Here is a 13,420-nt window from a genome sequence, read left to right on the forward strand (position 1 = left end):
CGGAAGGGATCGGGCGGCCGTGTCGTCAGCGGACCGCGGCCCGCCGGTAGGCCCAGGTCGCGAGGGCCAGGGACAGGGCGCCCACCGCCGCGCACACGCCGAGGTCGAGGAGGACCGCCGCCCAGTCCGGGTGCGGCTCGAAGGTGCGGGCGAAGGCCTCCACGCCGTACGTGGACGGCAGCAGGTCCCGCGCCCACACGATGACCTCCGGCATCCGCTCCGGCGGCAGCACGCCCAGCAGCAGTGCCGCCGACATGCCGAGCTGGCCGGCCAGGGTGGCCAGCTCCTGGCGCGGCGCTAGCAGTCCGAGCGCCGCGCCGAGCCCGGCGAGCGCGGCCCCGGCCAGCGGCACCACGGCCACCAGGATCCACAGTCCGCCCATCGGCAGCCCGAACAGCACGCTGCCGAAGACGGCCGTCACCAGCGTGCCGGGCAGCGTGAAGGAGGCGTACGCGGCGGCCGCGCCCAGCACCACCGACGCGGGCGGCACGGGCAGGGTGGCGTAGTGGTCCAGCCCGCCGCTGGCCCTCAGCTGCCCGAAGTACTGGGCGAGCAGGTTCAGTGCGACGAAGGCGACGACCAGCACGGAGGATCCGGCGACGACGGCCCGCGCCTCGGAGCCCCCGTCGACCACTCCCCGCATCAGGATCATGATCCCGACGGACTGGAAGGTGGCGACGAAGAGCAGTGGGATCCGGGCGACCCGCGCGCGGGACAGCTGTGCCCGGTAGACGGCGGCGAGCGCCGGGAGGAACCGGGCGCGCGGAGCCAGTACGCCCGCGGCGGTGGCCGTGGCGGGTGCGACGGCGCCGGTGGCACCGGGTACGGAGGAGGAGGTGGCGGTGGTGGCGGTGGAGCTCACGCCTTCACCAGTCCCTTCGAGGTGCGCCCGCCCAGGGCGAGGTACACGTCCTCCAGGCTCGGCGTGGCCAGCGTGAAGTCGTCGAGTGCCGCGAAGGCCGGGCCCCCGGTCACGGCGGCCACCGCCGCCCGCGCCTCGTCGGGTCCGAGCCGCAGCACCCAGCGCCGCCCGGATTCGGCGGCCGCCCCGGCGAGCGCGGCGACCTCCGGGAGTTCCAGCGGCGGGGCGGTGCGCCAGACGAGTTCGAGGCGGACCTCGCCGGAGACCTGGGCCTTGAGCCCGGCCGGGGTGTCGCAGGCGATGACCCGGCCCTGGTCGATGACGGCGACCCGGTCGAGGACGGTCTCGGCCTCGATGACGTTGTGGGTGACCAGCAGCACGGTGGCCCCGGTCTCGGCACGGCGGCGGTCGACGGCGGCCCAGACGGCCCGCCGGGCCACCGGGTCCATACCGGTGGTGGGCTCGTCGAGGACCAGGACGGGCCGCTCCCCCACCAGTGCGGCGGCGAAGCACGCGAGGCGCCGCTGCCCGCCGGAAAGTTTCTTCAGGGGCCGCCCGGCGATCGGGGTCAGCCCGAGCTCCTCCAGTACGGAGTCCCGCGCGGCCCGCGCGGCGCGTACGTCGAGCCCGCGCAGCCGGCCGGTCGTCTCGGCGGCCAGCGACACGGTGAGCTCGTCGAGGGCGGTGGACTCCTGCCCGAGGTAGGAGAGCAGCCGCGCCGCCCGCTCGGGGTGGCGTACGAGGTCGTGGCCGAGCAGGGTCACCGAGCCACTGTCCGGCCGCATCAGTCCGGTGAGCTGGCGGACCAGGGTCGACTTGCCCGCGCCGTTGGGTCCGAGCAGCCCGAAGATCTCACCGCACCGCACGTCCAGGGAGATCCCGTCGGTGGCGCGGGTCTCGGGCAGGGCGGGGGCCCCGCGCCGTCCCCGTACCGCGGGATAGGTCTTGACCAGGTCACGCACCGCGCAGACCACGTCGGGGGCCGGTCCCGCGGCCGCTGCCGCGGTCGGCCTGCCGAGGTCTGCTGCCTGTGCTGCGCCCGTACTCACGAGGGAGCAGCCTACGGGGTTGCGGCCCCTACTCGGCTGCCGGGGCCACCGGTACGGCGGCTCCGGCAACCGCGGCCGCGGCGGGCACGGCGGCCGGGGCGCCCGCGCCGGCCACGTGTTCGGCGGCGGCCCGTACGTCGATCTCGCGCCAGAAGCCGGCCCGGATGGCGTAGCGGTCGTGTTCGTCGATCTGGTCGTCCTTGTGGGCGAGGAGTCCGAACCTGGCGGCGTAGCGGAGCAGTTCCCCGTCGATCCGGTGCGGGACCCGCGGGTACATGGTGGCGAGCTTCTGCAGGTGCACGGTCTCCGGGAGCCGTTCCATCCAGCGCCGGGCGAAGACCTGTCCGACCTCGAAGGGGTCGCCGCCGACGGTGGTGATGTCCTCCTCGCGGTCCGCCCAGCGCTGCTCGGCGGAGGTGAGCTGGGCGAGGGTGGGCAGCGAGGCGGTCTCGGCCGGTTCGCCGAGCGGCCCCGCGCGGTCGATCCAACCCTTGTCGGAGGACCAGCGCAGGGCGCTGCCGGCCGGTGCGGACCCGAGGCCCGGGGCCGCCACGGGGGCGGGTCCGGCGGCGCCGGGGGCGCGCAGGGAGCCCGCGAGGTCCTTCGGGGTCGGGACGGGCCTGCCGTTGGCGGTGGCGGGCGAGGCGGGGGCGGGTACGCCGCCCTCCTCGGGTTCCGCGGCGGCCGGGGGCCGGCTGCCGTTGCCGCGGGCGGCTTCGGCGAGGGCGGCCTCGGGCAGCGGGGCGGAGAGGATGGCGGCGATCTCGGGGCGCGGGGCCGGGGGCGGGGCGCAGAGGCCGGTGAGGTCGCGGGCGCGGACGGCCCGGGTGATCCACGTGCGGTCCAGGACACGGCGTTCGTCGGCCTCGGCGACGAGGTCCTCGGACTGGTTGTAGTCCCCGTCGGCGGCCTGGACGGCCCACAGGTGGACGGCGACCCCGTGCTCCTTGGCCGACATCAGGCCGGGCAGCAGGTCCCCGTCGCCGGTGACGAGTACGACGTCGGAGCAGGCGCGGTTGCGGGCCAGCTCGGTGAGCTCGGCGTGCATGGCCGCGTCGACGCCCTTCTGGGCCCAGCGGCCGTCGCTGCGGGTCAGGGCGCCCAGGCGGACGGTGACGCGCGGCATGACGCGCAGCCGGCGGTGTTCGGGCTGGGGCACCCGGTCGGGTGCGCCGTCGAACCAGTAGATCCTCAGGAGCGGCTGCTCGGTGTCCGCCTCGGCGCGCTCGCGCAGGCCGTGGATGAGCGCCGCATGGTCGACGGTGATGCGGGAGCGTGAGGGCTCTCCCGCGAGAAGGCTCGCGGCGGCCCCCAGCAGATAGCCGGCGTCCACCAGGACGACGCAGCGGTCCACGCGTACCACCCTCTTCCCTGGGGGTCCTCTGTGTCTTTCGCGGTTTCCCCGAGTCTGCCCGACGGCAAGGGCGTTGACGGCCGGAACTCGATCATCGGCGTGGCGTATCTCCCAGAGGTCCCCGGTGGGGCCCCTGACTACGCGCGGTAATGATCCAAAATGCGCCGTTTACGGCGCTGTGTGAGTGTGAAGGCGGCCCTGGCCCCTACACCCCTCACGGAGGCTTCCCATGGCCAAGAACAAGAACCGCCAGCAGCCCGCCAAGTCTCAGGACCGCTCGGCTTCGCAGGATCCGGCGAAGAGTTCGATGGAATCCGCGCCCGCGCCCTCGACCTCGGCGGCACCGAGCCCGCTGCAGATGGCCGGCAAGAAGAGGGAAAAGAAGTTCGGCCACAACTGACGCCGCTCCCTCGTACGCGGAAAGGCCCGCCCCGGTCGACAGGGGCGGGCCTTTCCGCGTACGAGGGAGCGGACCGGGGTAGCGGCGAGGCGACTATCCGGCCAGGCAGGACGGCCCGAGCAGCACCTTGAGGTCGCCGAAGAGCGCCGGGTCGGGCTTGACCCGGTGCTTGTCGAGACGGAGCACGGTGGTGGTGCGCGGCCCCTGGAGCTTGATCCGTACCTCGCTGTTGCCCTGGTGGTGGCGCAGGATCTCGCCCAGCCGGGTCACCATCGGCGGGGTGACCTTGACGGTGGGGATGGTGAGGACGACCGGTGCGTTGCTGCCGGCGTTCGACAGGTCGGGGACCATCATCTCCATGGCGACCAGCCGGGGGACGTCCTCGCGCTTGTCCAGGCGGCCCTTGACGAAGACGACGGTGTCCTCGACCAGCTGGGTGGAGACGAGCTGGTAGGTCGCGGGGAAGAACATGCATTCGATGGAGCCGGCCAGATCCTCGACGGTGGCGATGGCCCAGGCGTTGCCCTGCTTGGTCATCTTGCGCTGGAGGCCCGAGATGATGCCGCCGATGGTGACGACGGCGCCGTCGCCGTGCTCACCGCCGGTGAGCTGGGAGATGCCGGCGTCGGTCTTGTCGGAGAGGACGTGCTCCAGGCCGAAGAGCGGGTGGTCGGAGACGTACAGGCCGAGCATCTCGCGCTCCTGGGCGAGCAGGTAGGCCTTCTCCCACTCGACGTCGGAGAACTCGACGTCGAGGCCGAAGCCCGGCTCGTCGCCCGCGCTCTCGTCACCCATTCCGCCGAAGAGGTCGAACTGTCCCTCGGCCTCCTTGCGCTTGACCGCCACCACGTTGTCGATCATCGGTTCGTGGTGGGCGACCAGGCCCTTGCGGGTGTGGCCCATCTCGTCGAAGGCGCCGGCCTTGATCAGGGACTCGACGGTGCGCTTGTTGCAGACGACGGCCTCGACCTTGTCCAGGAAGTCGGGGAAGGTGGCGTACTTCCCCTTGGCCTTCCTGGTCTTGATGATCGACTCGACGACGTTGGTGCCGACGTTGCGGACGGCGGTGAGGCCGAAGAGGATCACGTCGTCGCCCTGGGCGGCGAAGTTGGACTCCGACTCGTTCACGTTCGGCGGGAGCACCTTGATGCCCATGCGGCGGCACTCGTTCAGGTAGATCGCGGACTTGTCCTTGTCGTCCTTGACCGAGGTGAGCAGGCCCGCCATGTACTCGGCCGGGAAATTGGCCTTGAGGTAGGCGGTCCAGTAGGAGACCAGTCCGTACGCGGCCGAGTGGGCCTTGTTGAAGGCGTAGCCGGCGAAGGGGACCAGGACGTCCCACAGGGCCTTGATCGCCTGGTCGCTGAAGCCCTTCTCCTTGGCGCCCGCCTCGAAGATGACGAAGTTCTTCGCCAGTTCCTCGGGCTTCTTCTTGCCCATCACCCGGCGCAGGATGTCGGCCTCGCCGAGCGAGTACCCGGCGATGATCTGGGCGGCCTTCTGCACCTGCTCCTGGTACACGATGAGGCCGTAGGTGACGCCGAGGATCTCCTTGAGGGGCTCCTCCAGCTCCGGGTGGATCGGGGTGATCTCCTGCTGCTTGTTCTTGCGCAGGGCGTAGTTCGTGTGCGAGTTCATGCCCATCGGGCCCGGCCGGTACAGGGCCGAGACGGCGGAGATGTCCTCGAAGTTGTCGGGCTTCATCAGGCGCAGCAGGGAGCGCATGGGCCCGCCGTCGAACTGGAAGACGCCGAGCGTGTCACCGCGGCAGAGCAGTTCGTACGTCTTGGGGTCGTCGAGCGGCAGCCCGAGGAGATCGAGGTCGATCCCCTTGTTGGCCTTCACCATCTTGACGGCGTCGTCCATGATCGTGAGGTTGCGCAGGCCCAGGAAGTCCATCTTGATCAGGCCGAGCGACTCGCACTGGGGGTAGTCCCACTGCGTGATGGTCACGCCGTCCGTGTGCCGCACCCAGACCGGGGCGTGGTCGACGATCGGCTCGCTGGACATGATCACGCCGGCGGCGTGCACGCCCATCTGGCGGACCAGGCCCTCGACGCCGCGGGCGGTGTCGATGACCTTCTTCACGTCCGGCTCGTTCTCGTACATCGCCCGGATCTCGCCCGCCTCGCCGTAGCGCGGGTGCGAGGGGTCGGTGATCCCGTTGAGGTCGATGCCCTTGCCGAGGACGTCCGCGGGCATCGCCTTGGTGAGCCGGTCGCCCATGGCGTACGGGTAGCCGAGGACCCGGGCCGAGTCCTTGATGGCGTTCTTCGCCTTGATCTTTCCGTACGTGCCGATCATGGCGACCTTGTCGTCGCCGTACTTCTCGGTCACGTACCGGATCACCTCGACGCGCCTGCGCTCGTCGAAGTCGATGTCGACATCGGGCATGGAGACGCGCTCGGGGTTGAGGAACCGCTCGAAGATCAGGCCGTGGGTGATCGGGTCGAGGTCGGTGATGCCCATGGCGTACGCGACGATCGAGCCGGCCGCGGAGCCACGGCCGGGGCCGACCGCGATGCCCTGGTTCTTGGCCCACATGATGAAGTCGGCGACGACGAGGAAGTAGCCCGGGAACCCCATCTGGATGATGACGTCCAGCTCGTACTCGGCCTGCTTCTGCCGGTCCTCGGGGACCCCTCCCGGGTAGCGGCGGGCCATGCCGCGCCGCACTTCCTCCTTGAACCAGGTGACCTCGGTGTAGCCCTCTTCCGGGATCTCGAACTTCGGCATGAGGTTCCGGGCCTCGAACATGCCGGTGGTGTCGATCTGCTCGGCCACCAGGAGGGTGTTGCGGCAGCCCTCCTGCCAGGCGTCCGAGGAGTCGACCGCGTACATCTCGTCCGTGGACTTGAGGTAGTAGCCGGTGCCGTCGAAGCGGAAGCGGTCCGGGTCGGAGAGGTTCTTGCCGGTCTGGATGCACAGCAGGGCGTCGTGCGCGGCCGACTCGTGCGCGTACGTGTAGTGCGAGTCGTTGGTGACCAGCGGCGGGATGCCGAGCTTCTTGCCGACCTCCAGCAGTCCGTCGCGGACCCGGCGCTCGATCTCGATGCCGTGGTCCATCAGCTCCAGGAAGTACCGGTCCTTGCCGAAGATGTCCTGGTATTCGGAGGCTGCCTTCAGGGCCTCGTCGAACTGGCCGAGGCGCAGCCTCGTCTGCAGCTCACCGGAGGGGCAGCCGGTGGAGGCGATCAGGCCTTCGGACCACTGGGAGATGGTCTCCCGGTCCATGCGCGGCCACTTCGTCAGCCAGCCCTCGGCGTACGCGTCGGAGGACAGCCGGAAGAGGTTGTGCAGGCCGGTGGAGTTCGCCGCCCAGATCGTCTTGTGCGTGTAACCGCCGGAACCGGAGACGTCGTCGCGCTTCTGGTGGGGCTGGCCCCACTGGATGCGCCGCTTGTTGCGCCGGGACTCCGGGGCGACGTACGCCTCGATCCCGATGATCGGCGTGACTCCGGCCTTCTTCGCGGTGTGGAAGAAGTCATAGGCCCCGTGCAGGTTGCCGTGGTCGGACATGGCGATGTGCGTCATGCCCATCTCATTGCACGCGTTGAACATGTCCTTCAGCCGCGCGGCACCGTCCAGCAGGGAGTACTGGGTGTGGACGTGCAGGTGCGTGAACGGCGGCTTGGTCACGGTGGGGGCCTCCGGAGGGGGGAGAGGGGCGGCAGCTACGAATCCTACGTCGCCCGGGTGACAGATCACGGGCACTGCCGGGTACGGTCATGCGTTGCACGACCAACGGCAGTGTCCGGCCGCGCACGATCAAAACGTGATCCACCCCGCACCACCTGGAGGCACCCGCCATGGCGGTTCCCGAGACGACCGACGAGCAGCGCGCCGAGCAGATACTCGACGTGTTCGACATCGCCTTCGGCGAGCTGATCACCGCCGACCCCGCGGCCTTCCGGGTCAAGTTCCGGAAGATGGCCGCCTCGGCCTTCGCCTTCTACCGGGGCACCGCCTGCCTCTTCTACGCCGATCTGGAGCGCGAGCGGCACGGCGGCCCGTACCTGGACGAGCGCACCGGCCGGGTGTGGATCCACGGCGATCTGCACGCCGAGAACTTCGGCACCTACATGGACTCCAACGGCCGGCTGGTCTTCAACGTCAACGACTTCGACGAGGCCTACGTCGGCCCCTTCACCTGGGACCTGAAGCGGTTCTCGGCGTCCGTCGCCCTGATCGGCTACACCAAGGCGCTCAGTGACGACCAGATCAGCGAGCTGGTGCGGATCTACGCGGGCGCCTACCGGGAGCGCATCCACGCTCTGGCGACCGGCGCCAAGCACGAGGAGGTCCCCTCCTTCACGCTGGACAGCGCCGAGGGCCCGCTGCTGGGGGCCCTGCGCGCGGCCCGCAGCCGTACCCGCTTCGCCCTCCTCGACTCGATGACCGAGATCCGCGAGTTCGAGCGCCGCTTCTCCCCCGGCCCCGGAACCATCGAGCTGGACGCGGCCACCCGCTACAAGGTGCTCGCCGCCTTCGACGGGTACCTGGAGACCCTCCCCGAGGAGTCCCTGATCCGCCCGGACTCCTACCGGGTCAAGGACGTCGTGGGCCGCCGGGGCGTCGGGATCGGCTCGGCGGGCCTGCCCTCGTACAACATCCTGCTGGAGGGCCACAGCGACGCCCTGGAGAACGACGTCGTGATCTACCTCAAGCAGGCGCAGACCCCGGCCGTGTCCCGGCACGTCACCGACCGGGCGGTGCGCGACTACTTCCAGCACGAGGGGCACCGCACGGTGATCTCCCAGCGCGCCCTGCAGGCGCACGCCGACCCGTGGCTCGGCTGGACCGAGCTGGACGGGGCCGGGCAGCTGGTGGCGGAGGTCTCCCCGTACGCGGTGGACCTGGACTGGTCGGACCTGGACGACCCGGAGGAGATCGCGGCCGTGGTCGCGGACCTCGGCCGGGCGACGGCGACCATGCACGGCGCGGCGGACGAGCAGGAGAGCGGCCAGACGCTGGTCCCCTTCTCCACCGAGCGGGCCATCGACGCGGCCATCGCCGCCGACGAGGAGGGTTTCGCGGATCTGCTGGTGGACTTCGCGCACGCCTACGGCGCCCGGGCGCGGGCCGACCACCAGATCTTCGTGGACCTGTTCCGCAACGGCCGGATCCTGCCCTAGTCCAGGACCTGGGACCCCTCCTCACAGGGACTCGTGGCACACTCGCGACGATGGACATATCCGGGGTAGGGCTACGGGGGCTGCGGGCCGCGCTGTTCAGCGCTCTCGTCGTGCTGCTCTCGGCCGGCTCGCACGTCCTGATGTCCCGGGTGCCGCTGCCTCCCGCCCTGGTGGGAGGCTCGTTCGCCGCCGTGTTCGCGATCGCCTACGCCCTGGCCGGGCGAGAGCGGGGCCTCGGCCCCATCGCCGGGCTGCTGGTGCCCCTGGAGCTGGCCGCCGACACCGTCTTCACCTCCGGCCAGGACCTCTGCTACGGCCCCGCCGGCGGCCCCGTCTCGGGTCCGCTGCGCGCGATGGGGCTGGCCGACCTGTGCGGCGGCGCCCCCCTGGGCGGTCCGATCACCGGGATCGGCGGGGGCTCCGCCGACCCGGCCGCGCTGCTGGCCGCGCCGGGACCGTGGACGCCCTGGCTGCTGCTGGGCGCGCACGTCTCGGTCGGGCTGCTCGCCTCGGTGTGGCTGCGGCACGGGGAGCGGGCGCTCGGCCGGCTGCTGAGGGCGGCGTCCGCCTGCGCCTTCCGGCCGCTGCGGATGGCCTCGGCCCGGGTGGTGGCGGTCCTCGGCCGGGTACGGCGGCTGCCGCGGTTGGTGCGTACGGGCCCGGCGGCCCGTACCCGGTTCCCCGCACATTCCGTGGGGCGGCGGGGACCTCCTCGCGTACACGGCGCGCTCGCTCGCGCCTGACGCACGCACGAGGACAGCCCCCTTCTTCCCTCCGGCTCCCCGGCGGAGCCGTTCGTACCCCACGGAGTTCATGATGAGTGCACGCAACAGCCAGGCGAACAAGGCGGCGGCCCGCGAGAAGCTGCGCGCCGACCGCGAGAAGCAGGCCAAGAAGGCCCGCGCCCGCCGCCAGGTGTTCGTCGCGGCCGGTGTCGTGGCCGCCCTGGCCCTGGCCGGCGGCGTCGGCTACGCGGTCGTACAGTCCAACAAGCCCGGCGAGTGGGACAAGGCCGCCGACGCCGCGCTGGTCGCGCCGAAGAACACCACGGGCGAGAACGGCACGACCGTGGTCATAGGCAAGGCGGACGCCAAGAAGACCCTGGAACTGTACGAGGACTCGCGCTGCCCGGTCTGCGCGAGCTTCGAGCAGGCGGTCGGCCCGCAGCTCAAGAAGGACATCGACGCCGGCAAGTACAAGATCCAGTACATCGGCGCCACCTTCCTCGACAAGGGCTTCCCGGGCAGCGGCTCGAAGAACGCCCTGAGCGCGCTGGGCGCGGCCCTCAACGTCAGCCCCGAGGCGTTCCTGGAGTACAAGACGGCCCTCTACTCCGCCGCGAACCACCCGGAGGAGAAGGACGACAAGTTCGCCAAGGACGACGCCCTGCTGGCGATCGCGGACCAGGTCCCGGCCCTGAAGGGCAACGCCGAGTTCAAGAAGGCCGTCGAGGACGGCACGTACAACCGGTGGGCGCTGGAGATGTCCAAGGCCTTCGACAAGAGCGGTGTGACGGGCACGCCGACGCTGAAGATCGACGGCAAGAAGATCGACCCGCTGCCGCAGACGCCCGAGGCGTTCACGGCGGCGATCGACAAGGCCGTCGCGGGCTGACCCTGCCGAGCGGGACCGACTGACGGACGGGCGAACTCTCAGAGTTCGCCCGTCCGTTGCTTTCACAGGGCTGTTCCAAAGCGCTTACCGGTCGGTAATCTGACCGCCCGTGACCAGTCAACTCACCTCTTCTGTACCGGAGTCGACCATTCAGTCGACCCCGCGCCGCCGTTCGGTCGTCCTGGCCGCAGCGGCCACGGCCGCACTCGTCCCGATCACCGCGCTGGGCGCCGAAGCCGCCCGCGCCGCCACCGGCACGTCCCCTGTTTTCCTGCACGGCGTGGCCTCCGGCGACCCGCTGCCCGACGGGATCCTGCTCTGGACCCGCGTCACCCCCACCGCCGCGTCCGTCCCGGGCTCCGGCGCCGGCCCGGCCGTCCCGGTGGGCTGGGAGCTCGCCGAGGACAAGGCGTTCTCCCGGGTCGTCGCCAGCGGCACCGTCACCGCGAGCGCCACCTCCGACCACACCGTCAAGGCCGACGTACGGGGGCTGCGGCCGCAGACCGCGTACTGGTACCGGTTCACCGCGGGCGGCGCCACCTCGCCCGTCGGGCGGACCCGTACCGCTCCCGCCCCCGAGACCGCGCCCGCGGGGGTCCGGTTCGGCGTGGTCTCCTGCGCCAACTGGGAGTCCGGCTACTTCTCCGCCTACCGCCACCTGGCCGCGCGGGCCGACCTGGACGCGATCCTGCACCTGGGCGACTACATATACGAGTACAGCACCGGCGCCTACCCCGAGGCGAAGTACGTCGTACGGCGGCACGAGCCGCTGCACGAGATCCTCGACCTGGCCGACTACCGCACCCGGCACGGCAAGTACAAGACGGACCCGGACCTCCAGGCCCTGCACCTGGCGCACCCGGTCATCGCGATCTGGGACGACCACGAGATCGCCAACGACACCTGGTCCGGCGGCGCCGAGAACCACGACCCGGCCACCGAGGGCGAGTTCGCGGCCCGTGCCGCGGCCGCCCGGCAGGCGTACTTCGAGTGGATGCCCGTCCGCACCTCCACCGAGGGCACCGTCTACCGCCGGCTGCGCTTCGGCACCCTCGCCGACCTGCACCTCCTGGACCTGCGCACCTTCCGTTCGCAGCAGGTGGGCATCGGCAGCGGCCAGGTGGACGACCCGGAGCGCACCATCACCGGGCGGGCGCAGCTGGACTGGCTGAAGGCCGGGCTGGCGGGCTCACAGGCCACCTGGAAGCTGGTGGGCACTTCGGTGATGATCTCGCCGGTGGCCTTCGGATCGCTGCCGGCCCACCTGCTGGAGCCCCTCACGGAGCTGCTCGGCCTGCCCAGGGGCGGCCTCGCGATCAGCGTGGACCAGTGGGACGGGTACACCGACGACCGCCGGGAACTGCTGGGCCACCTGACGGACCGCGCAATCCGCAACACCGTCTTCCTGACGGGTGACATCCACATGGCCTGGGCGAACGACGTCCCGGTGACGGCAGCCACCTATCCGTGGTCGCGGTCGGCGGGCGTGGAGTTCGTGGTGACCTCGGTGACCTCCGACAACATCGACGACCTGCTGCACGTACCGGCGGACACGGTCTCGCTGGTCGCGGAGACGGCGATCAAGGCCGCCAACCGGCACGTGAAATGGCTGGACATGGACGCCCACGGATACGGCGTACTGGACGTGACGGCCGAGCGTTCACAGATGGACTACTACACGGTCTCGGACAAGCGGCGCCCGGACGCCACGGCCGCCTGGCAGCGCTCGTACCGGACCCTGAACGGCTCCCAGAAGGTGGAGCGCGCGGAGCGGCCGGTGCGGTAGCCCGCACCCGGTGCGCCGACATTCAGCCAAATCTGCTGCCTGGAGGGGCGCTTGGTGCAGACCATGCGCCTCTCTGACATCAGAAGCAACAAATCTTTTACGTCAGCCACTTGACCCGTTTATGACATGCACACGTAAGCTTCGCGCCAGCGTGAGGAGATCCCTCCCGTCATACCCCCACTCGCGAGGAGCACACGTGCGCGCTCTTGCCCGCATATCCCCCCTTCTTCGCCGCCGCCTGCTGGGTGCCGCCGTACTCACCGGCACCCTGGCCTTCACCCCGCTCGCCGCCCCCACCACGCTGGCGGCCGCCAAGACCGGCGCCGAGGCGTGTGCCGAGGACGCCTCCGGCGCGGCCAACGCACGCGTGGCGCGGCCGAAGGACCAGCACGCGGCCGAGCCCAACGAGGTCACCGAGGCCCAGACCAAGGCCATGGACGCCGACCTCCGGGCGAAGCTGGACAAGGTCACGGCCGAGCCGCGCAGCCTGCGCGTCGCGGAGGCCGTCACGACCATCCCCGTGTACGTGCACGTGATCACCTCCGGCAGCGCCGGAAACCTGACGGCCGCCCAGATCAACAGCCAGATCTCGGTCCTCAACGCCGCCTACGCGGGCCAGGGGACCGGCAACGTCAACTCCGGCTTCCAGTTCTCCCTCGCCGGGACCGACTACACCAACAACTCCACCTGGTACAACGTCTCGGACGGCACCACCGCCGAGAAGAACATGAAGAACGCCCTGCGCAAGGGCGGCAAGAACGCGCTGAACCTCTACACCGCCAACCTCGGCGGCGGCCTCCTCGGCTGGGCCACCTTCCCCAGCTCCTACGCCTCCCAGCCCAAGATGGACGGCGTGGTCATCCTCAACACCTCGATCCCGGGCGGCTCCGCCACCAACTACGACCAGGGCGACACCGCCACCCACGAGGTGGGCCACTGGCTCGGGCTCTACCACACCTTCCAGGGCGGCTGTTCGGGCAGCGGCGACTCCGTCTCGGACACCCCGGCCGAGAAGAGCGCGGCCTTCGAGTGCCCGACCGGCCGCGACACCTGCACCGCGAGCGGCGTCGACCCGATCCACAACTTCATGGACTACACGTACGACTCCTGCATGTACCAGTTCACCGCGGGCCAGGTGACCCGCATGAAGAGCATGTGGACGGCGTACCGCGCCTGACGCACACATGACGATGGGGCCCCCGGAAGGGGGCCCCATCGGT

Annotated in this window: 10 protein-coding genes; 6 read left to right on the plus strand and 4 right to left on the minus strand. The window is 70.9% G+C overall.

Annotation, left to right across the window (positions count from 1 at the left end; genetic code table 11):
• Window positions 1–25: 25 nt before the first annotated feature.
• From OG389_RS10265 to OG389_RS10275, 3 genes are all read right to left on the minus strand, one after another.
• Window positions 26–862 carry an ABC transporter permease gene (locus tag OG389_RS10265; protein ID WP_443059242.1) on the minus strand — a complete coding sequence of 279 codons (837 nt, stop codon included), beginning with the start codon at window positions 860–862 and terminating at the stop codon, window positions 26–28.
• Window positions 859–1,836 (minus strand): ABC transporter ATP-binding protein, encoded by a 978-nt coding sequence (locus OG389_RS10270; RefSeq protein WP_328303655.1) that lies wholly within the window; start codon window positions 1,834–1,836, stop codon window positions 859–861. The genes OG389_RS10265 and OG389_RS10270 overlap by 4 nt, the downstream gene beginning before the upstream one ends.
• Window positions 1,837–1,939: 103 nt before the next feature.
• Window positions 1,940–3,274 carry an NYN domain-containing protein gene (locus OG389_RS10275; RefSeq protein ID WP_328298161.1) on the minus strand — a complete coding sequence of 445 codons (1,335 nt, stop codon included), beginning with the start codon at window positions 3,272–3,274 and terminating at the stop codon, window positions 1,940–1,942.
• 220 nt (window positions 3,275–3,494) lie between these two features.
• Between OG389_RS10275 and OG389_RS10280 the strand changes: the two genes are divergently transcribed.
• Entirely contained in the window at window positions 3,495–3,665 is a 171-nt protein-coding gene (locus OG389_RS10280; RefSeq protein ID WP_328298162.1) for a hypothetical protein, read from the plus strand.
• Window positions 3,666–3,758: 93 nt separating this feature from the next.
• On the opposite strand, the gene dnaE is transcribed toward OG389_RS10280, so the two are convergent.
• Window positions 3,759–7,304, minus strand: coding sequence for a DNA polymerase III subunit alpha (gene dnaE, locus OG389_RS10285; RefSeq protein ID WP_328298163.1), 3,546 nt, complete (start codon window positions 7,302–7,304; stop codon window positions 3,759–3,761).
• A gap of 170 nt (window positions 7,305–7,474) precedes the next feature.
• Between dnaE and OG389_RS10290 the strand changes: the two genes are divergently transcribed.
• The 5 genes from OG389_RS10290 (at window position 7,475) to OG389_RS10310 (ending at window position 13,377) form a co-directional block, all read left to right on the plus strand.
• Entirely contained in the window at window positions 7,475–8,800 is a 1,326-nt protein-coding gene (locus tag OG389_RS10290) for a DUF2252 domain-containing protein (RefSeq protein ID WP_328298164.1), read from the plus strand.
• A 50-nt stretch (window positions 8,801–8,850) separates the two neighbouring features.
• A complete protein-coding gene (locus tag OG389_RS10295; protein WP_328298165.1) occupies window positions 8,851–9,543 on the plus strand; it encodes a hypothetical protein in 693 nt (230 codons plus the stop codon).
• A 73-nt stretch (window positions 9,544–9,616) separates the two neighbouring features.
• On the plus strand, window positions 9,617–10,414 hold the full coding sequence (locus OG389_RS10300) for a DsbA family protein (protein ID WP_328298166.1): 798 nt from the start codon (window positions 9,617–9,619) through the stop codon (window positions 10,412–10,414).
• Window positions 10,415–10,523: 109 nt separating this feature from the next.
• Entirely contained in the window at window positions 10,524–12,200 is a 1,677-nt protein-coding gene (locus OG389_RS10305) for an alkaline phosphatase D family protein (RefSeq protein ID WP_328298167.1), read from the plus strand.
• A 196-nt stretch (window positions 12,201–12,396) separates the two neighbouring features.
• Window positions 12,397–13,377 (plus strand): zinc metalloprotease, encoded by a 981-nt coding sequence (locus tag OG389_RS10310; RefSeq protein ID WP_328298168.1) that lies wholly within the window; start codon window positions 12,397–12,399, stop codon window positions 13,375–13,377.
• Window positions 13,378–13,420 lie beyond the last annotated feature (43 nt).

Origin of the sequence: Streptomyces sp. NBC_00435 (assembly GCF_036014235.1) — a bacterium.
In the GTDB taxonomy this organism is placed as follows: Bacteria; Actinomycetota; Actinomycetes; order Streptomycetales; family Streptomycetaceae; genus Streptomyces.

What these genes read in the sequence shown, in the direction of transcription:
- OG389_RS10280 (WP_328298162.1), top strand. Translation starts at nt 3,495, where the DNA reads ATGGCCAAGAACAAGAACCGCCAGCAGCCCGCCAAGTCTCAGGACCGC.
- OG389_RS10290 (WP_328298164.1), top strand. Translation starts at nt 7,475, where the DNA reads ATGGCGGTTCCCGAGACGACCGACGAGCAGCGCGCCGAGCAGATACTC.
- OG389_RS10295 (WP_328298165.1), top strand. Translation starts at nt 8,851, where the DNA reads ATGGACATATCCGGGGTAGGGCTACGGGGGCTGCGGGCCGCGCTGTTC.
- OG389_RS10300 (WP_328298166.1), top strand. Translation starts at nt 9,617, where the DNA reads ATGAGTGCACGCAACAGCCAGGCGAACAAGGCGGCGGCCCGCGAGAAG.